At 60.0% G+C, this 20422-nt stretch carries 17 protein-coding genes; 9 read left to right on the forward strand and 8 right to left on the reverse strand.

Annotated elements, in window-relative coordinates:
* Positions 1-36: 36 nt before the first annotated feature.
* Both gspD and U5L73_RS16460 read left to right on the forward strand, forming a co-directional pair.
* Complete coding sequence (gene gspD / locus U5L73_RS16455) at positions 37-2073, forward strand: type II secretion system secretin GspD (protein WP_322563345.1); 2037 nt, start codon at positions 37-39, stop codon at positions 2071-2073.
* A 9-nt stretch (positions 2074-2082) separates the two neighbouring features.
* The gene (locus U5L73_RS16460) at positions 2083-3471 is read left to right on the forward strand and encodes a GspE/PulE family protein (protein ID WP_322563346.1); all 1389 of its coding nucleotides are present in this window, start codon (positions 2083-2085) and stop codon (positions 3469-3471) included.
* Between the two features lie 12 nt (positions 3472-3483).
* On the opposite strand, the gene U5L73_RS16465 is transcribed toward U5L73_RS16460, so the two are convergent.
* Positions 3484-4473, reverse strand: coding sequence for a lipase secretion chaperone (locus U5L73_RS16465; protein ID WP_322563347.1), 990 nt, complete (start codon positions 4471-4473; stop codon positions 3484-3486).
* Positions 4473-5405 (reverse strand): triacylglycerol lipase, encoded by a 933-nt coding sequence (locus U5L73_RS16470; protein WP_322563541.1) that lies wholly within the window; start codon positions 5403-5405, stop codon positions 4473-4475. Before U5L73_RS16470 ends, U5L73_RS16465 begins: the two co-directional genes overlap by 1 nt.
* Positions 5406-5648: 243 nt before the next feature.
* Here U5L73_RS16470 and gspF point away from each other — a divergent pair, with 243 nt between their 5' ends.
* The 5 genes from gspF (at position 5649) to U5L73_RS16495 (ending at position 10865) form a co-directional block, all read left to right on the forward strand.
* Positions 5649-6869: a type II secretion system inner membrane protein GspF gene (gene gspF, locus U5L73_RS16475; protein ID WP_322563348.1), complete on the forward strand. Its 1221-nt coding sequence runs from the start codon at positions 5649-5651 to the stop codon at positions 6867-6869.
* Between the two features lie 30 nt (positions 6870-6899).
* Positions 6900-7706: an SPFH domain-containing protein gene (locus U5L73_RS16480; protein WP_322563349.1), complete on the forward strand. Its 807-nt coding sequence runs from the start codon at positions 6900-6902 to the stop codon at positions 7704-7706.
* Positions 7707-7715: 9 nt separating this feature from the next.
* Positions 7716-8609, forward strand: a complete 894-nt coding sequence (locus tag U5L73_RS16485; protein WP_322563350.1) for a 5'-nucleotidase — start codon at positions 7716-7718, stop codon at positions 8607-8609.
* Between the two features lie 92 nt (positions 8610-8701).
* Positions 8702-8950: a hypothetical protein gene (locus tag U5L73_RS16490; RefSeq protein ID WP_322563351.1), complete on the forward strand. Its 249-nt coding sequence runs from the start codon at positions 8702-8704 to the stop codon at positions 8948-8950.
* A gap of 97 nt (positions 8951-9047) precedes the next feature.
* Positions 9048-10865 carry an ABC transporter ATP-binding protein/permease gene (locus U5L73_RS16495; protein WP_322563352.1) on the forward strand — a complete coding sequence of 606 codons (1818 nt, stop codon included), beginning with the start codon at positions 9048-9050 and terminating at the stop codon, positions 10863-10865.
* Here the strand turns inward: U5L73_RS16495 and queC are convergent.
* From queC to U5L73_RS16515, 4 genes are all read right to left on the reverse strand, one after another.
* Positions 10823-11560, reverse strand: coding sequence for a 7-cyano-7-deazaguanine synthase QueC (queC, locus tag U5L73_RS16500; protein WP_322563353.1), 738 nt, complete (start codon positions 11558-11560; stop codon positions 10823-10825). The genes U5L73_RS16495 and queC overlap by 43 nt on opposite strands.
* Positions 11561-11619: 59 nt before the next feature.
* A complete protein-coding gene (locus U5L73_RS16505) occupies positions 11620-12117 on the reverse strand; it encodes a hypothetical protein (RefSeq protein WP_322563354.1) in 498 nt (165 codons plus the stop codon).
* Positions 12118-12308: 191 nt separating this feature from the next.
* A complete protein-coding gene (locus U5L73_RS16510) occupies positions 12309-13886 on the reverse strand; it encodes a methyl-accepting chemotaxis protein (RefSeq protein ID WP_322563355.1) in 1578 nt (525 codons plus the stop codon).
* A 54-nt stretch (positions 13887-13940) separates the two neighbouring features.
* On the reverse strand, positions 13941-15386 hold the full coding sequence (locus tag U5L73_RS16515) for a DUF4139 domain-containing protein (protein WP_322563356.1): 1446 nt from the start codon (positions 15384-15386) through the stop codon (positions 13941-13943).
* A 119-nt stretch (positions 15387-15505) separates the two neighbouring features.
* Here U5L73_RS16515 and U5L73_RS16520 point away from each other — a divergent pair, with 119 nt between their 5' ends.
* Entirely contained in the window at positions 15506-17203 is a 1698-nt protein-coding gene (locus U5L73_RS16520) for a SulP family inorganic anion transporter (protein ID WP_322563357.1), read from the forward strand.
* A gap of 149 nt (positions 17204-17352) precedes the next feature.
* Positions 17353-17847 carry a Dps family protein gene (locus U5L73_RS16525; RefSeq protein ID WP_322563358.1) on the forward strand — a complete coding sequence of 165 codons (495 nt, stop codon included), beginning with the start codon at positions 17353-17355 and terminating at the stop codon, positions 17845-17847.
* A 54-nt stretch (positions 17848-17901) separates the two neighbouring features.
* On the opposite strand, the gene mobB is transcribed toward U5L73_RS16525, so the two are convergent.
* Both mobB and glmS read right to left on the reverse strand, forming a co-directional pair.
* A complete protein-coding gene (gene mobB / locus U5L73_RS16530) occupies positions 17902-18402 on the reverse strand; it encodes a molybdopterin-guanine dinucleotide biosynthesis protein B (protein WP_322563359.1) in 501 nt (166 codons plus the stop codon).
* Between the two features lie 6 nt (positions 18403-18408).
* Positions 18409-20304: a glutamine--fructose-6-phosphate transaminase (isomerizing) gene (glmS, locus tag U5L73_RS16535; RefSeq protein ID WP_322563360.1), complete on the reverse strand. Its 1896-nt coding sequence runs from the start codon at positions 20302-20304 to the stop codon at positions 18409-18411.
* Positions 20305-20422: the final 118 nt, after the last annotated feature.

The following is a 20422-nucleotide window of genomic DNA, read 5'->3' on the forward strand; positions in this document are numbered from 1 at the left end:
ATTGCTATTCAATTAATAGCAACTAGCGCAATCGGCATGGGCGCTACTGCCCCATTTGGCTCTCAGGCATGGGCGCAGACCAGCAATGCTGCACCCACCATCAAGCGGGGCGAGCCGATCACGTTGAACTTCAGCAACGCGGAAATTGAAGCGGTCGCCCGCACCATGGCCATCATGACCGGGCGCAATGTGGTGGTGGACCCACGGGTCAAAGGCACGATGACCCTGGTTTCTGACAGCCCGATGTCGCCCGCCCGCGCCTACAACCACTTTCTGGCGGTGCTCCGCAGCATGGGCTACGCGGTAGTGCAGTCGGATGGCTTGGACAAAGTGGTCCCCGAAGCCGATGCCAAGCTGATTGGCGGGGGCGTTTCCGCCACCGAGAACGGTGCCCCCAACACGCCGGGCAACCAGCTGGTGACCCAGATCATCAAGCTTCAGTTTGAAAACGCCAACAACCTGGTGGCAGTGCTGCGCCCGCTGATCAATCCCAACAACCCGATCAACGTGAACCCGGCGACGAATTCGCTGGTCATTACCGACTACGCGGACAACCTCCGCCGCCTGGCGCGGATTGTGGCGGCACTGGATGTGCCGAACGCCACCGACGTAGAAATCATCCCGCTGAAGAATGCCAGCGCAACCGACCTCGCGCCGCTGGTGCTGCGGCTGTTGGAGAGCACCGCCGCCAGCCCCGCAGGGGGACCTGAGACGGGCTTCAAAACTACGGTAGTGGCAGAGGCACGCAGCAACTCACTGATTGTGCGGGCCGCCAACCAGGCGCGCCTGGCACTGGCAATCAACCTGATTGACAAGCTCGACCAACCGGTGGCGAGCGTCAATGGTGCTGCGGGCAACATCTACGTGGTGTACCTGAAGAATGCCAATGCCACCCAATTGGCCACCACCTTGCGTGCTGCGATGAGCGCGAACGGAAGCTCGGGCGGGGGCTCTGCGGTTGCCGCCAGCCCGGCGCCCGCATCGGGGGCGGGCTCTTCTACTTTGGGCGCTGCTCAGGCTCCCAGCACGGGTGGACAGATCCAAGCGGATCCGACAACCAACTCCCTCATCATCACCGCCAGCGAGCCGCAGTACCGGCAGTTACGCGCGGTGATCGACAAGCTCGATGCGCGCCGTGCCCAGGTGTTCGTGGAGAGCCTGATTGCTGAGGTAAGCGCCGACAAGGCTGCAGAGTTCGGCATCCAATGGCAAGGCGCGCTGGGTAATGCCGGCGATAGCTCGATCGGTGTCCTGGGTACCAATTTCGGCGCTGCGGGCAACAACATCATCAGTCTGGCGACACAAGGGGCGTCGGGGACCGTCGCCCCCGGCAAAGGCTTGAATGTGGGTGTTGCCAACAAAACCAACGGCATTTATGTGTTGGGTTTTCTGGCCCGATTCCTGGAGGCAACCGGCAGTGGCAATGTGCTGTCCACGCCCAACCTGCTTACCCTCGACAATGAAGAAGCCAAGATCGTGATTGGCCAAAACGTGCCGTTTGTGACCGGGCAGTTCACCAACACCGGTGCGAACTCAGGCAGCGTCAATCCGTTTCAAACCATTGAGCGCAAGGATGTAGGTCTGACCCTGAAGGTGAAGCCACAAATCAGTGAAAACGGCACCGTCAAGCTGACCATCTTTCAGGAGGTGTCCAGCGTGTTGGCCTCCACCGTCAACGCGGCCAATGGCCCGACCACCAACAAGCGGACGATTGAATCCAATGTCTTGGTCGAGGACGGTGCGGTCGTGGTGCTGGGCGGCTTGCTGCAGGACGAATACGCCGGCAGCCAGGAGCGAGTGCCTGGCTTGGCCGATGTGCCCTTTTTTGGCAACCTGTTCAAAAGCGAGGCACGCAGCCGCAAGAAAACCAACCTGATGGTATTTTTGCGACCGGTGGTGGTGCGCGACGCCACCGCAACACAAGCATTGTCTAACGAGCGCTACGAGCAAATGCGCGGAACGCAGCAATCCGGCCAGCCGGAGCCGAGTTCTACCCTGCCGATCAATGAAGCGCCGGTGCTGCCGAATCTGCAGCTCAAGCCCGGCAACCTTCTATTGGCTCCAGCGCAATAGGGCTTGCAAATGCGCTACCCGCTTCCCTACGCGTTCGCGCGCAGCCAACAGGTGCTGCTGGAGGACGACAACGGCCGCCTGTACCTCTGGGTGCACCCGGAAACAGCTGCCTCGGCCATTTCTGAGGTGATGCGCAAGCACCGCATCGACCACCTGCAAACCCAGGATGCAGCGGAATTGGCCCAGCGCATCAGCATGGCCTACGCCCAAGGCGAGTCCAGCGCCGCCACGGTGATGAACGAGGTGCAGGGCGAAGCCGATTTGACGCGAATGATGCAAGAGCTACCCGCGGTTGAAGATTTGCTGGAAACGGCAGATGACGCCCCGATCATCCGCATGCTCAATGCCTTGCTCACCCAAGCCGCACGCGATGGAGCCAGTGACATCCACATTGAGCCGTTTGAACGCAATTCATCTGTCCGCTTCCGGGTCGATGGGTCCCTGCGCGAGGTGGTGCAAGCCCACCGGGCCTTGCATGCGGCCTTGATCTCACGGCTCAAGATCATGGCGGATCTGGATATTTCAGAGAAGCGTTTGCCGCAAGACGGGCGCATTTCGCTGCGCATCGGCACTCGTGCCGTTGATGTGCGGGTCAGTACCTTGCCCAGCGCCCACGGAGAACGGGCGGTACTGCGGTTGCTCGACAGGAGCCAGGACCAGCGCAGCCTGGAGGCAGTGGGCATGCAGGGCGATGTATTGCGCCGCTTTGAAGGCCTGATTGCCCAGCCCCACGGCATCATTCTGGTGACAGGCCCCACCGGCTCGGGTAAATCGACCACCCTGTATGCCTCGCTCGGACGGCTGGATGCTGCGCGCCAAAACATCATGACGGTCGAAGACCCGATCGAATACGAGCTACCCGGCGTCGGCCAGACGCAGGTCAACCCCAAGATCGACCTCACGTTTGCCAAAGCGCTGCGGGCGATATTGCGCCAAGACCCGGATGTGATCATGATCGGCGAAATACGGGATTTCGAGACCGCTCAAATCGCTATCCAGGCCTCACTGACCGGTCACTTGGTGCTGGCTACCCTGCACACCAACGATTCGGCCAGTGCGGTGACCCGCTTGATCGACATGGGGGTGGAGCCCTTTTTGCTCAGCTCCTCGCTGCGCGGCGTGCTGGCGCAGCGCTTGGTACGAAAAACTTGCAAGACCTGCGCGGGCAAAGGCTGCGAGACCTGCGGCCATACCGGCTACCTCGGGCGCACCGGTGTTTTCGAATTACTGGTAGCCGATGACACGATTGCCGAGCTGATCCACCACAACGCGTCAGAAGCCGACATCCGCACCTCCGCCACCCGGAAAGGCATGGTGCCGCTGCGCGAAGACGGTGAGCGACTGGTCAGCAGCGGCCTGACCAGCCGGGAAGAACTGTTGCGCGTGGTGCGGGACTGATAGAAACCACGCTCAAGGCTCGTAGGCTGCCAGCCGTTTGCGCTCAGCCTCGTCGAATCGAGCCTGTTGCAGCGCCGTCACGGCTGCCGCTTGCTCCGTTTGGTTGAGCGCGCTGGCCCCTTGAAGAATACGGTTTCGCTCCGCTAAATAGCCGGCAATCCGCTCCTGCCAGGCCCGCTCCTCTTGGTCCAATTCGGCAAAGCGGCTCGCTGCCGCACTGTCAAATGCTTTGGCCCGTGCGCGGTACACCTCGTCCTCCCCAGCGCCGGCTGCGCGCAAAGCGGCCACCTGCGCTTCGAGCTTGATGACGGCACGGGGCGCCTCCCGGTCTTCGCGCAGGCTTGTGGGAAGCTGCTTGTCCAGCGCGGCCAAGCGAGCTTGCTTGTCTTGCGGGGAAAGCTGTGCATCGTTCACGATATCAAGCCGGGCGAGTGCATCGAGGTCATGAAGATCCTCGGCGCCGAACATCGCTTGGGCCTCCTCCGCGCTGAAAAAACGGGCGCGCACCATGCGCATGGCGTCAAAACGCTCGCGGAGCACCGCGCTCCCTGTGGGTTTTTTGGCGAATTGCTGCTCCACTGTCACCAGTGCTTTTTTGAACGAGAGGTACCTCTCCAACAAGCGTTCGGCTTGGGGCAGTTGCACGGGCTTCAGGTTTTGCGCCAGCACGGTGCGGATTTGCGCTCCGATAGCCTCGACACTGAGTTCGCCCACGGTACTTAGGTAGTAATCAAACAGGCGCTTGAGTTCTGCGTAAGGCAACACGGTGCAGCCAGCCTCGCGGCACTGCGTGGGCAAAGCGTGGAGCCCCATGGTTTGCACCGCGTGTAAGCCATCGGGTGCGGTGCCCTGCAGCGAGTGGGCGGGGCCTGAGGCTATCGCGCCGGTACCCGCGTTTCGGGCGCCGGTTGGCGAGTCGCCGCCTAGCCACATATCGGCACCCCACCAACCCAGCAGGGCCAAGCCTGCCAAGCCAGCGAGTGCCTTGCTGCGCAGTCGCATTACAAACCGGCGTTACGCAGGCGGTTGGCCTGTTGCCGGAACAGGGTGACCGGGTTGGTTTCAAAAATATTGGTCAAGCCTACGGTCTGGTTCACCTCATCCAAGTGGTTGAAGGCGTAATCATCACGAATGACACGGCCCAAGCGCGACGAGCAGCTGCTGACCAAGCCATCGTTTTTCGCGCCTGCAAACGCCAGCGAGGTCAATGCCAAAGCGGGGTCCACGACATCGAGCACGTTGCTATACGGTTTGGCACCACTCCAGGAGTAATAGGCAACCCCGTTGACGCTGTAAGCGCCCTGGCCACAAGCGGTGGTCGGCACACCCTGGGGGTGCTTGGCATTGAACTTCAGGGTGCCGGCGGTACTGAGGGACTGCGCTGCTGCTAGCGAGTTTTGGGTGTTACCACTGCCTCCGGACAAGAAGTTGATGATGCTGGCCAGTCCATTCGTGACCGACACCAACGCAGTATTCTGAAGACTGCCGGCAGGCGCCACGCCCAACAATACATCTGCCACAGCAGAGCCTTTATTGACGCCACCGATGCTCGTGACAGATGCCACCAGATCCGGCCGCACTGAGGCTACGTAACGGGCGGTCGGACCGCCATGACTGTGGCCCATCAGATTGACCTTGCCTGCGCCGGTAGCGGCCAGAATCTGCCGCACTTGCGTGAGCAATTGCTCGCCCCGCACTTCGGTGCTGTTGGCCGCAGAGACCTGCACCACAAACACCCGGGCACCGTCTGCGCGCAAGGCGGATGGAATGCCGTAAAAGTACTCCACGGGGCCAATGTTGTCGAAACCGAACAGGCCGTGAATCAACACGATGGGGTACTTGGTTTGGGTGTAACCGGCCGCTTGCGCAGACGCGGGCAGCAGGCCGATAGCCAGCGTGCACGCGGCCAGCCAGCCCATTACGATTCGCTTCATCTTCATAGTTGTCTCCTCGGGACCTCTGAGGGTCGGTGGTGTTGAAGGGATGTCACTTGAATACGTAAACCGTTGCGACCTCTCGGGTGGGGGCGCTGTCGCGGGTGATGGCCGGCCTGCTGTTTGTGTCCTCAGGCAATCATCAAAATAGCACGGTCGTGCTTTTATTGGAGTATGCGTTGGACGGGTGTTTTTGTCATGCTGGAAAACCCGCGCCACCCGCTACCCCGCTACTATTGCGCCATGCCTGCCTACTCCTACCAAGCCCTTGATGCCGACGGAAAATCCCGTTCGGGCGTGTTAGAGGCCGACACGGCCAAATCTGCACGCAGCCTACTGCGCTCGCAACAATTGGTACCCCTTCAGGTTCAGGCGCTTCATGTGGACAGCAGCGCCCCGGGCACCCCGCGGCGCGCATGGGGATCGCGTGCGTTCAATAACGCGCAGCGCACCGTCTGGACACGGCAACTGGCAGGCCTCGTAGCCGCAGGCCTGCCGCTGGAGCGAGCCCTGAGCTCGCTGGCCGAAGAAGCCGAAACGCCAGCCCAGCGCGATGTGGTGGCCACCATCCGCTCGGAGGTCAACGGTGGCAAACCGCTGGGCACTGCCCTCGCGCAACATCCGCGGGAGTTTTCAGACATCTATGTGGCGGTGGTGAGCGCCGGCGAACAAAGCGGCCAACTCGGGCTGGTACTGGAGCGGCTGGCGGATGACCTGGAAGAGCAGCAAAACCTGTCGTCCAAATTATTGGGGGCAGCGCTGTACCCTGCCATCGTGAGCCTGGTGGCTTTGGCCATCGTGCTGTTTCTGTTGGCCTATGTGGTCCCACAGATCGCCAACGTGTTTGCAGGCTCCAAGCAGGCACTCCCCTTGCTCACCCGCATCATGCTGGCGATCAGCGATGCCGTGCGGTCGTATGGCCTGCTCGTGTTGATTGCTATTATTTTAGGAGCTATTGGCGCAAGAATTGCCTGGGCTGGTGCCGCTTTTCGCTCTAAAGCGGATGCTGCCTGGCTGCGCTTGCCAGTGCTAGGCCGTATGTCCCGCAGCTATAACGCCGCGCGCTTTGCCAGCACCCTGGCCATGCTGGCCGCCGCGGGCGTACCCATTCTCAAGGCCTTGCAAGCAGCCGCCGAGACGCTGAGCAACCACGCCATGCGGGACGACGCGCTGGAGGCCCTAACCCTGGTGCGCGAGGGCGCCCCGTTAGCCAGCGCCTTGGCGCGCAACCAGCGCTTTCCGGCGCTGCTCAGCATGTTCGCCCGGCTCGGGGAACAAACCGGCCGCCTGCCCCATATGCTGGACCGCGCAGCCCTGCAGCTGCGCACCGAGGTGCAACGCCGCGCCCTGCAACTCGCCACCCTGCTGGAGCCCTTGCTGATTGTGGCTATGGGCCTCGTGGTGATGCTGATCGTGCTGGCGGTGCTCATGCCTATCATCCAGCTCAACCAACTCGTCAAATAAAACACAGAAAACCTAGGAGGATTTGTTCTCATGCGATCCCTTTTCCTGCCACTGCTGCTCGTTGTCAGCACACTCACCTTGAGCCTCAGCGCCTGCACCCGGATCGAAACCGGCGAAGTGGGCCTGCGCGTTAATTTCGATAAAACCGTAGACCCGACCGAACGCCTGCCCGGCTCATTCAACCAGACTGTGGTGGGCGAAATACTCACCTTCAAAATCCAGGATGTGGCAGTGGGCGTCGACAACATGACGCCGCTGGCCTCTGACAACTCCACCGTCAAAGACTTCGACATGACGGTGGTGTACAACGTCAACCCCTCGGCGGTGTCCGAGCTCTGGACCACCAAGAACCGCACCTTCCACGGCATCTCGGAAAAAGGCGGCGACATCTTGCTGATGCAAAACTACGTCGCCCTGAGTGCCCGCAATGCGGCCTACAAGGTTGCGCGCGGCTACGAGTCGCTCAAGATGGCGGACAACCGGCCCCTGATGGAGCAGCAGATCCGCGAAAGCATCATCAAAACCCTGACCGAAGAAAAGCTGGGCGACAAGATTGCCGTTTCCCAAGTGCAGGTGCGCGCCATCACCCCGGCTGACGTTATTGTGCAAAGCGCCAACGAACTGGTACGCGCCCAAAACGAGCTCAAGACCAAAGAGGTGGAAGTGCAAACCGCGAAGAAAGAAGCGGAGCGCATTGCGGCCCTGAATGCGAACGCCGGCGCCATCGGCTACATGAATGCCATGGCCAACCTCAAAATCGCCGAGGGCGTGGCGAACGGCAAAGTACAAACCATTGTGGTGCCCTACGACTTCAAGGGCATCGTGAATGCAAAATAAGGACTGCTCATGGGATTAACCCTCGACGGCAAGCTGGTGGTGGCCATTTCCAGCCGGGCTCTCTTTGACTTTGAAGAAGAAAACCAGGTTTTCGAACAAAACGACGACCACGCCTACATGCAGCTGCAGCGCCAGCGGCTGGACGTGCCGGCCAAGCCCGGTGTCGCGTTCTCACTGGTCAAAAAACTACTGGCCTTCAACGAACCGGACTCGCAGCGGGTGGAGGTGGTCATCCTGTCACGCAATGACCCGGTCTCGGGTATGCGGGTGTTTCGCTCCGCGCAGCACTACGGGCTTGCGATCCAGCGTGGCAATTTCACACGCGGCGAAGCGCCTTGGCGCTACCTCAAGCCCCTGCATGCCAACCTGTTTTTGAGCACCCACTTGAGCGATGTGCGCGCAGCCCTTGCAGCGGGCGTACCGGCCGCGCAGGTATACCCGCACAGCGCACACGCCAGCGCCGACCACCCCAATGAAGTGCGGATTGCCTTCGACGGCGACGCGGTACTTTTCAGTGACGAGGCCGAACAGGTCTACCAGAGCGGCGGCCTGACCGCCTTTCAACAACACGAGATGGACAAGGTCGCCCAGCCGCTGCCGGACGGCCCCTTCAAGCCGCTGCTAGTCGCCTTGCACCGCCTGCAGCAAGCGCGTATTCCACACATCCGTATCCGTACGGCACTGGTCACGGCCCGCAGCGCGCCGGCCCATGAGCGCGCGATTCTGACCCTGATGAACTGGAACATCGATGTCGACCAGGCCATGTTCCTCGGCGGACTGGATAAAGGCGAGTTCCTGCGAGAGTTTGAGCCGGACTTTTTCTTTGACGACCAGACCGGTCACATCGAGTCCGCCGCCCGCCATGTTCCTAGCGGACATGTCGCTAGTGGTGTGCGCAACTAGCCGCATTCGCCAGATGTAAACGCAAGAACCGGTTTGGTAAAGCAATGTAAAACCGGCTGACAGCCACAACAGGCCGCTCTATCCTGAGGGCCATGTCGTACTCATCCACTAGCCTGACCTCGTGCATGCGCAAGCCGCTTGCCGGGGAAGCGTCGGACAAACCGGGCGAAGCCCATCTGTCTGCCAATGCGCAAGCGTGGCGCAGGTGGGCACTTGTGGGCTACCGGCGAAATCGGGAGTCAATGCACACAGGCCGCGCTGAGGCGGCGGACACCGAGCGCCAGGACGACGAGTCAGGCCGTTCTGGCGACGGCCACCACAGCGGCTTTCAAGGGCTTTAGCCGCGGCACACGGGACTTCGCGGCTAATATGGCCCGTGGTCTCATGGCAACGCCCCCGCGCGGTGCCGGCCTTGTTCCCTCAACCGAGATTTTTTGCATGGCACTTGTGGCATCTGTGTCCGCCAAATGGGCGGCGTTCCGGGCATTTATCCAGCGCGCCGTGGCGCTGTCCACACCCTACTTTTCTTCTGAGGACAAATGGAAGGCCCGCGGCATGTTGGCAGCCATCGTGGCCCTCAACCTGGCCTTGGTCTACATGGCGGTGGTGTTTAACGACTGGAACCGCTTGTTTTACGACTCGCTCCAGGAGAAGAATGCAGCCGTGTTCTGGGAGCAACTCGGCCGGTTCTGTTACCTCGCTTTTGGCTTTATCGTCATCGCGGTCTACAAGTTCTACCTGACCCAGTTGCTGGAGATGCGCTGGCGCGCCTGGATGACCGACCATTACCTGCACAAATGGATGTCGCACCAAGCTTTTTACCAAATGGAACTGGCGCGCTTTGCACCCGCAGCCCACGGCGCCCATACCGACAATCCAGACCAGCGAATTCAGGAAGACATCAACCAATTCACCAGCTACACCATCTCGCTCAGCATGGGGCTGTTGAATTCTGTTGTCACGCTGGCCAGCTTTGTGGGCATTTTGTGGTCGCTTTCCGGTGCGTTTGCTTTCACGCTCGGAGGGCAGGACTATTCGATTCCCGGCTTCATGGTGTGGATGGCGGTGCTGTACTGCGCGGTGGGCAGCGTGATTACCCACTACATCGGGCGCAAGCAAATCCCGCTCAATTTTGAGCAACAACGGGTCGAAGCCGATTTCCGCCACCACATGGTGCGGGCGCGCGAGTACAGCGAATCGATTGCGCTGGATCGGGGGGAGCGCGTCGTGAGGGAGCAAATGGCAGAGCGGTTCAGCCGGGTGCTCAGCAACAACCTAGCGCTGATCAAGGCCCAGAAAGGGCTGATTTGGTTCACCAGCTTCTTCGGCCAGGCCGCGGTGGTGTTCCCGTTTGTGGTGGCTGCACCGCGCTTTTTCAGTGGCGCCATTCAGCTGGGCCAGCTGACGCAGATTTCAGGTGCCTTCGGTCAGGTGCAGGGCGCCTTGAGCTGGTTTGTTGACACCTACAGCAGCCTTGCCAGTTGGCGCGCCACCACCGATCGCCTCACGAGTTTTGAAGAGTCTTTTAAGGTAATAGCCCGCACAGAGCGTGCGCAAGCTGCTACAAATACAGTAGCAAACGCACCTCAGCTGGACACTAGCCCCTTGCGCATTACTCTGCCGGGCAGCACCACGCTGCTGGAGCACACGCGCCTGCACGCGCAGTCGGGCGACCGCATTCTGCTGCAAGGCCCGTCGGGCAGCGGCAAGTCCACCCTATTCCGCACCCTGGCAGGCATCTGGCCATACTCGGAAGGGGCGGTGGCACTGCCGGCGGACAGCATGTTTCTGCCGCAACGCGCCTATTTCCCCAATGGCACGCTGCGCGACGCCCTCGCCTACCCCGCCTTGGCGCCGCAATACCCGGACGCCGCACTGCAACAGGCACTGCGCGATGCCTTGCTACCCCATCTGGCGGATTCCTTGGATGTCGTAGACGCATGGAGCCAGAAGCTATCCGGCGGCGAGCAACAGCGCTTGGCCATCGCCCGCGTTTTACTCAAAAAACCCCAATGGCTATTTGCAGACGAAGCCACCAGCTCCCTCGACGAAGCAGCCGAGGCGGTCCTCTACCAACGCATGTGCGATCTGGTGGCCGAGAAAGGCGGCGCTCTGGTATCCATTGCCCACCGCCCGGGTGTTGCCGCCTTCCATAACCAACGCTGGATTTTGGAGCCCAACCCGCAAGCCGCAGAAGCGGCCCGCCCCGGCGCTCAGGCTGCTGCCCGCTTCACTTTGTCTGTAAAACCGGCATAGCCTTTGGCGCGCAGCTCACACGCCGGGCAGGTACCGCAGCCATAGCCCCACGCTTGGCGGTGGGTACGATCACCCAGATAGCAGGTGTGGGTGTGCTCGACCACCAAGTCCACCAAGGCGTTGCCGCCTCCGGGCTCGCCAGAACGCTCGCCCAGCGCATGGGCCAGCTCCCAGGTTTGGGCCTTGTCGATCCACATCAGCGGGGTCTCAATCAGGAAGCGCTGGTCCATGCCCAGCGACAAGGCCAGCTGGAGGGCCTTCATGGTGTCGTCCCGGCAGTCGGGGTAGCCCGAAAAATCAGTCTCGCAAACGCCGGTCACGATCACTTGCAGTCCACGGCGGTAGGCCAGTGCGGCAGCAAGGGTCATGAAAAGCAGGTTGCGCCCGGGCACGAAAGTGTTGGGCAGCCCGTTGGCCTCCATTTTGAATGCGGTGTCGCGGGTCAGCGAGGTCTCGCTCACCTCACCCAGCACCGCCAGATCGAGCAGATGGTCTTCGCCAAGTTTGGTCGCCCATTGTGGAAAGCGCGCTTTCATCTCCCGCAACACATTCAGGCGCGCGGTCAATTCCACGTTGTGGCGTTGGCGGTAGTCGAAGGCGATGGTTTCAACGCGCTCGTAGCGCTCGAGGGCATAAGCCAGGCAGGTGGTGGAGTCCTGACCGCCGGAAAAAAGAACAAGTGCGGATGTATACATGTCCGAGATGTTAGACCACCCCAGGGTGGCAGGGCGAACTCCACCGGAGTGGAGTCAGCTCACATGCTTTCTGTTTTCTTGATTTTGCTGGGGCTGTAGACCAGCGCCTGTTTGGCCAGCTGTCCAGGCGCGTCGGCCGGCGACACCGGCTGTGGCGTGGTGAGCTGATTCTTGACCTGCTCGATCTGCACGGCGCTTGCGCTTGCAGTCCACATAGTTTTGAGATGGTCCATCAACACCTGTGAAATCGGCTTGGGAGGAGGATCCTCTACCTTTTCTTTGGCCGGCCGATGAATAGTCCAGTCTTTCTCCGCCACCGCGTCACTGCCCCTCTTCAAGGGGTCGACCACACTCTCAAAGGGCGCGTCCCCGGTGTTTTGGGGCTTAAGTGCAGGGTTCACCTTGTCGATCACATCCGGACTGGACTCTATCGACTTGGTAACACCGGCAGGCGGGTTGACCGGAGCAACTGGGAGAACCCTATTTGCCCCAGACGACACCGAATCTACGCCGGCGGGGCGCATATTCGGGTTTCGTTCAATGGTTGGCAGTTGCATTTTGGGTAGACCTTGCGGCCCCTCCGGTGGCTTTTAGGAGTTGACGTACTATTCTTAACGGCAGATTTAGGGGGTTATTTAGGCCTTTTTCTAAAATTTTTAGAAAAACTTCTGGCCTGGCATGTTTACACTCCATTTGCACCACATTGGTGCAAAGACATCCAGCATTGCGCCGGACGGAAAGCAAGCAATCAGGAAGCGGCGTGAGGCAAAAGCGCCGGAACGCTTGCGTTGGGCAGAGTAAACCGCCCGACTAACTTGTCCAACAGCGCGGCCTGCTCCCGCAGTGACGCAGCCGCCGCTGCACTTTGCTCCACCAGCGCCGCATTCTGCTGGGTCATTTGCTCCAGCTCGCTTACTGCCTCGTTCACTTCATGCATGTCTTGGCTTTGTTCGGCGCTCGATGCCGTGATGTCAGCAATGATTCCACTAACCCGCTGCACCGCACTCACTACCTCTTGCATGGTCTGCCCGGCGCCATCCACCAAGCGGGAGCCGTGCTCCACATTGGCCACCGAGCTGCCGATCAAGGATTTGATCTCTTTAGCCGCCTCGGCGCTGCGCCCAGCCAGCGCCCGCACTTCGCTGGCCACCACGGCAAAGCCGCGCCCTTGCTCGCCCGCCCGTGCAGCCTCAACAGCGGCGTTCAAGGCCAGAATATTGGTTTGAAACGCGATACCGTCTATCACCCCGATGATGTCCACAATCTGGCGGGACGACCCGTGGATCTCATGCATGGTGCTCACCACTTGCGCCACTGAAGTGCCGCCACTCTCCGCCACCGAATAAGCTGAGCCGGCCATGGCATTAGCCTGCCTGGCAGCTTCTGCAGATTGCTGCACTGAGCCATTGAGTCGCGCCATGGAAGACGCTGCGCGCTGCAAGTTGTAGGCAGTAGTCTCCGTGCGGTTGGACAGGTCCTGGTTGCCATGCGCAATCTCGGAGCTCGCCACCGTGATACTGCCGGTCGATTTATGCACTTGGCCCACCAGGTCCGCCAAAGAGCGAGTCATGTGCGCGAGCGCGCGCAACACATCGCCCATTTCGTCTTGGCGCTCGGTGTGGATACGGACATTCAGATTACCGTTGCCGATAGCGGTCGCCACCCGTACTACTTCGTCCAAGGGGTCGCAGACGTTGCGCTGCAGCAATCGTGTGCCCAACGAGATCAACACCACGATCAAAGCCATGATTCCGGCAACGGACCAAACAGTGCGCATCCGCTCTGCGCCTGCTTTTTCGCGCAAAGCGGTGGCCCCCTCCTCCGTCAACTTGACCATGGCCTGTTGAGCTGAGAGAAAGGCCGTGAGCTCGGACTGGGTCACGTTTTGGATGTGCGTGAGCGCTGCCGACATGTCACCTGTGGCTTTCAGGGCTTCAGCACGGGTAATCGCCGCTTTTAAGGTGCTCGCCCTGCGTTGTACCTCTTGCAAGGCGGCCCGCTCGGCGGCGCTTTGCATCAGGCGGCCGAGCTCAGACTCCAAGCGGGCCTCTTCCTGCGCACCGGCCTCTTTCCCTGCGAGCAAAAACTGGGCTCCTGCGGGCTCGCTCGCCAATACAGCGCCTATCCCGCGCAAGGCTTGGGCTTGCGCGACGCCATACCAGCGGGCACTCATCTCCAGCTTGCTTTGTTGCTCAGATTGCTCCGCGACTGTCACGGCTTGCGAGCGGATGGTCCTCAGTGCGGAGCCACTCGCCATGGCGACCAGCGCGATGCTGACGGAGATGGCGGGCAGCCACAACTTGAGAGCAATGCTGAGTGACTTCATGGGCTTTGTCGGAAGAGATCAAAGGGACAGTATCCCGACAAAGCCCAGCTACGGTCAATACCGGACCAAGGTGCGATAGGTCAAAACTGTTTTGCCTTCCGCTGGAACTGTCACCTTCCAGACAGCCATATTCGCCAAAACCTTGGTGTGAGGCTGGCTGGCCGCCAGCATTTGCCAATCCCCGGGGATCGGCTCTTGCACCGTCACAGTTACCGGTTCTTTTTTTGCGTTCCGCAGAACGATTTCATAGGCACTCTCGGCAACGAATCCAAATTTGGAGGTGTTGGAAAGGCGCTTGAAATCTGTTTGCTTCTTGTCCGCCGACACGTCGAAAGCGTTGCCAAGCTTTAGCCGGACCTTCTCATTTTTCGCGGTGTGATCCAGCCGATCTTCGCCAATGAATTGGGCGTTACCGCTCTTGTCTTTTTTATAGACCCGCGCCACGCCTTTGGGCAGAGGCACACCCAAGCGGGAAGCTTCCTTGTTGTCGAACTCCAAAAACGCCGTCACTTTCAGCTTGGTGCCCAGGTCCCCCGAGAGCCCTTGGTAGTAATAGTCCGCCCCCTGCAGCACCAGCTCGCGGCGTGCCGGAACGCCGGCTGCAGACAACAAGGCAACTTGCTTGGTTTGATTCTCTGCAATCGTGGTGGGGCGCTCGAGGGTGTAGAGGTGGTATTCGAAAAGCGACTCTTCAACCACATCGCTTTCGACTTTTTCCATCGCGGTAGCCGCCATCAACTGCGGGCGTCCGCGTGTAGCCATTTCAGGACCCACTTGGTTTACGTCGCCCGCGACCAATTGCAAGCGAGCGTTGCGATAGGTCGCCCCACTGGTATTCGTCAGGGTGACCCAGCCGGACACATCCAGCGCATCGTCAGCCGCATTGAGCTCGACTACGTAATCTGCTCTCCACGACAGGCCGCCTGTGAGATAGCTCAACTCCACATCTTGCTGGGCCGGTCCGGTGTTCTGTAGGTTCATGACCAGCGTGGGGCGGTCCCGCAAATTAGGCGGCACATCGTCAAACACCAAGCGACCCGGAACGCCAGTCTCGATGCGTTGTCCAATTTGCAGCACGACACCGTTGTTGGCCGACAAAACGGTCGCGGTCTCTACCGTTTCAGCACCCGTGGTCGGATGGGTGCGCACCACTTTGACCTGCTTGCCCACATACTTTTCGAGCATTTTTTGGGGCGTGAGGAGATCGAAGTCAAAGTTTTGCTCCTGAACGCGCAGGGCACCCGGAGAAGACAAGCTGCGCATCAGCGCAGTCTCAGCACGCATTCGGGCACTGACATCGCGGAACGCCAACGCCGATGCGCCCGCCTTGAGCGGCACCTTGCGCACATCTTTGACCAAGGCCAAGTTGTCGTTGTAAATCGTTACCGCCACTTCTTGCTGGTCGGCGAGAGTGCTTCGTTGCTCCTGGGCTTGAGCAGGCCCAGCAGAAAGAGTGACCACGAGCAAGGCGGCAGCCGCCAAGGGAAAAGGAGCACGCATAAAAACCCTCAAATAAATGTAAAGCACTCAGCGCACAACGCCACACATCCGGTGCAGGCTGACGCATTTGCATTGTGTTACCAAAAGAGACAGCACCGCCCCACCGGTTAGCATCTGGCATGCCTTTGACACCCCACTGGATTCGCCACTACCCGAGGCAGCACCTGCGAGACGACTTGATAGCGGGTGTGTTGCTCACCGTTCTGGTCATTCCCCAGAGCTTGGCCTATGCCATGCTGGCTGGCCTACAGCCACAGGCCGGGCTGTATGCGAGCATATTGCCGGCCATCGCTTACGCTTGGTTCGGCAGTAGCATGGTGCAGGCGGTAGGGCCGGTAGCCATTACTGCCATCATGACGGCCAGTGTGCTGGGCCCCTTAGCACCCGTTGGAAGCGCGCTCTACCTTCAGCTGGCCGTGTGGCTAAGCCTGGGCTCTGGCGTGCTGATTACGTTGTGCGGGCTGGCTCGCTTGGGTTTTTTATCCCAACTGCTGAGCAAGCCTGTGGTCAGTGGGTTTATCACGGGCTCTGCACTGCTCATCATCTTGAGCCAGCTGCGATTCATCGGCGGCATAGATGCCCGCGGAAGTACAAGCTGGCAACTCCTGCACAGCCTTTGGGCTTGGCTGCCCGACATCCATGCTCCAACCCTCCTGCTGGGAGTAGGCGCCGTTGTCGCCTTAGCCTTGGCGCGCACAGGTCTGAAGCGCTGGCCAATGTGGCAACGTTTGTTTCCATTGTTGTTGATACTGGTCTGCCCTTGGGTAGTGCAAGGGCTGGCCCTGGACCCGGACCAGCGTATTGCGGTGGTGGGCCCTGTGTCGCTGGAGTGGGCATCTTTCGACTTTTCGATGCCCCACCCGTCCGTCTTCAGTGCATTGGTTGGTCCGACGTTTCTGATCGCCTTTATCGGCATGGTGCAAGGTATCACCATGGCACAAGCATTGGCCACCCAACGGCGGGAGCGTATCGATGCCAACCGGGAACTGCTCGGGCTGGGGGCTGCGAATATCGCGGCCACCTTCAGTGGCGGTATGCCGGTCGGGGGCGGCCTGAGCCGCTCGGCGATCAATGTGGCATCGGGTGCACAGACGCCCTTGGCGGGCATTGTCTCTGGCGTCAGCATGTTGGCAGTTTTGCTGCTCGGCACAGATTGGCTGAATCACGTTCCATTAGCGATTCTTGCGGCCAACATCATCATTGCGGCCTGGGGAATGATCGACCTCACCGCTTTGCGACAGGCATGGACTTATGACCGAGCGGATGCAATCGCTTGGCTGGGCGCCGCATCGGGGGTGCTGGCTCTAGGGATTGAAACCGGGATTGCCGTGGGTATCGGCTTGTCACTGGCGACCCTTTTGTGGCGCACTAGCTCACCCCATATCGCTGTCATCGGCCGCTTGCCGGGCACACAATCGTTCCGGAACGTGAACCGGTACGCCACTGAAACACTGCCCCGGACACTGATGTTGCGGATCGACGAGAGTCTGTTTTTCGGCAATTTGCAAGCGGTGGAAGAACGCCTCGGACTGGAACTCGCCCGGGCGCCAGACACCCAAGATGTGGTGTGGGTCATGACCGCGGTGAACCGGGTAGACACCTCTGCCATGGCGGCACTGCTCAACTTGAACCGGGACCTCAAGGATCGCGGCATCCGCATGCATTTTGCGGAGGTGAAAGGCCCGGTACAAGACCGTTTGGTGCACACGCCCCTGTGGACTGAGCTCTCCGGTGAGTTCTTTCACTCGGTGCCCGATGCGTTCGCTGCCCTCCAAGCTTCGCGGCAGGAGCCACACGACGCCGCTTTGTCGATCTAAGCGCAGCCTTTGAGTGGCACCACAGGTTTTGGTGCAGTCTTGCACTGTCTTGCTTTGAGCGCGCTAGACTGAGACACTGCCCCCGGGGCGGATCACCCTTGTTCACCGCGCACTGTCGTGCGAGGACCTGTTTTTTAGGAGCGCTAGTTATGGCTAAAAATGTGGCACCCAAGATGCCGATCGACATCGGTATCAGCGAACGCGAGCGAAAGAAAATTGCCGAAGGCTTGTCAGGTCTTTTGGCAGACAGCTACACCCTGTACCTGATGACGCACAACTTTCACTGGAACGTGACAGGCCCCCAGTTCAATAGCTTGCACACCATGTTCATGGCGCAGTACACCGAGCAGTGGACCGCTCTGGATCTGATTGCCGAGCGCATCCGCGCACTGGGTTTTCCAGCGCCGGGCACCTACAAAGAGTTCACCAAGCTTGCCAGTATCAAAGAGGTCGAGGGCGTGCCCAAAGCCAACGAGATGATTCACCACCTGCTGGCTGCACAAGAAGCTACTGCGCGCACTGCCCGCAAGCTGTTCCCCGTGGTGGATGCCGCGAATGACCAGCCCACCGCAGATGTCTTGACCCAGCGTATTGACGTCCACGAAAAAACGGCCTGGATGCTGCGCAGCCTCATCACCGAGTAAGCCCCCTCACGCCCGCCTAGCACCACGAGCACCCTGCTGCGGCGATGGGTGCTGTCAGCGTAATGCTATCGCTTGATTCAACACAAAATCGGCGATGGCGCTTGCCTTTTTCAGGTCAAGCACGGGCACTGTGCATTCGGGGACCAGGCTGTCGCTCGCAATGCCCACAATGCCCGGCCAGCGTGGCCACAAGGTGCTTTTCCCCTCACTGGCACGCCAGACTTCCAGCTTGGGGAAGTCTCCTTCCTTGAAGCCCTCCACCAGCACCAGGTCACAGTCTTGCAATCGCGTCAGCAAATAGTCCAGTGATGGCTCCGGCTCACCACGCAGTTCATGCATCAGCGCCCAGCGGGTGCGGCCGAGCAGCAGCACTTCAGTGCAACCCGCCTCCCGCAGACGAAAGGAATCCTTGCCTGGCCGGTCGATCTCGATATCTTTGTGGCTGTGCTTGATCAGGGACACCCGCAAACCACGCTGCTTGAGCTCTGGAATCAGGTGTTCCAGCAGCGTGGTCTTGCCCATGCCGGAGTAACCGGCAATTCCGAAAATGCGCATCGAGGCTTACTCGACGGTCACGCTCTTGGCGAGGTTGCGCGGCTTGTCGACGTCCGTACCCTTAGCCAAAGCCGTGTGGTACGACAGCAGTTGCAAGGGCACCACGTGCAATAAGGGAGAAAGCTCGCCGTAATGCTCGGGCATACGAATGACATGCAATCCTTCGCCACTCTCAATTTTGGTATCAGCGTCCGCCAACACATAGAGCACACCACCTCGCGCGCGCACCTCATGCATATTGCTCTTGAGTTTTTCAAGCAGCGTGTCATTCGGCGCCACCGTCACCACCGGCATGTCACTCGTCACGAGTGCCAATGGCCCGTGCTTGAGTTCTCCTGCCGCATAAGCCTCGGCGTGGATGTAAGTGATTTCTTTGAGCTTGAGTGCACCTTCGAGGGCAATCGGGTAATGCAGACCACGGCCCAAAAAGAGAGCGTTTTCTTTTTTGGCGAAGTCATCGGCCCACGCAATGATCTGGGGCTCCAGAGCCAACACCGCCTGGAGCGCCGCCGGCAGATGGCGCATGGCTTTCAAATGGCGGGCCTCATCCGCATCACTCAAACGGCCCTTGGCCTGGGCCAGGCACAAGGTCAGCAAAAACAGGCCTGCCAACTGGGTGGTAAAGGCCTTGGTGGATGCCACGCCGATTTCCACACCCGCCCGCGTTACATACGCCAGGCTGCATTCGCGTACCATGGCGCTGGTAGCCACATTGCAAATGGTGAGCGTGTGCTGCATGCCCAGGCTTTGTGCATGGCGCAAGGCCGCCAGCGTGTCTGCGGTCTCGCCACTCTGGGTGATGGTGACTACCAGGGTCTTGGGGTTGGGAACCGAGTCCCGGTACCGGTACTCACTGGCAACTTCCACATTGCACGGAATTTTGGCAATGCTCTCGATCCAGTATTTGGCGGCGCAGCCGCTGTAATAGCTGGTGCCGCACGCCAATATCAACACATTGTCGATCTGCTGGAACACACGGGCCGCATTGGCACCGGGCTGGTGGTTACCTTGTTGGTCAAACAATTCCGGCACGATGCCTTCCACGCCTTCCAGCGTATCGGCAATGGCGCGGGGCTGCTCGAAAATCTCTTTTTGCATGTAATGGCGGTACGGGCCCAGTTCGGCCGCGCCGCTGTGGGCCACCACGGTTTTGACCGGGCGCTGTGCAGGCGCCACCGCCTTGTGCGCTTTGTCGAACAACCAGTACTTACCAAGCTGCAAGTCGACCACATCACCCTCTTCCAGGTACACGATCTGATCAGTCACACCGGCCAAGGCCATTGCGTCACTCGCCAGAAAGTGCTCTTGTCCGTCTTTTCCAACGCCCAAAATCAGGGGCGAGCCCGCCCGGGCACCAATCAAACGCTGCGGCTCATCTTTGCAAAACACGGCAATCGCATACGCACCGTGCAACTGCAAAACAGCGGCCTTGACGGACTCGAACAAATCACCGTCATAGAGGCTATCGACCAGGTGGGCAATCACCTCGGTGTCGGTCTGGCTATGAAACACATAACCTTTAGCCTTGAGCGCTGCACGGAGTTCATCGTGGTTTTCAATGATGCCGTTGTGCACCAGCGCGATGCGGCCGGGCTTACTCTCGGCATCTGCACCGGTTCCATGGCTGAAGTGAGGGTGGGCGTTGTGCACCACAGGGGCGCCGTGGGTGGCCCAGCGGGTATGTGCAATGCCCAAATGTCCCTGCACATCACCTGCAGCCACCTGCTCCATCAGCTCAGACACCCGTGCCGTGCTGCGCGCGCGGCGCAGGCCGCTCTGTGCCCCCAGCCCGTACACCGCAACACCGCAGGAGTCGTAACCCCGGTACTCTAGGCGCTCCAAGCCCTGAACCAAAACGGGAACAATATTCCGGGTAGAAACCGCGCCGACGATGCCGCACATAGAAAACCTCCAAAACAAACAATGGAGCGAATGGTAGAGTTTTGATAAGAAATTACCGATTGAAATTCAAAGTTTTTTGACTTTAAATTTCACCATTACGAGACAATATATTTTTATT

It is taken from the genome of Rhodoferax sp. (assembly GCF_034520025.1).
Taxonomy (GTDB): domain Bacteria; phylum Pseudomonadota; class Gammaproteobacteria; order Burkholderiales; family Burkholderiaceae_C; genus Allorhodoferax.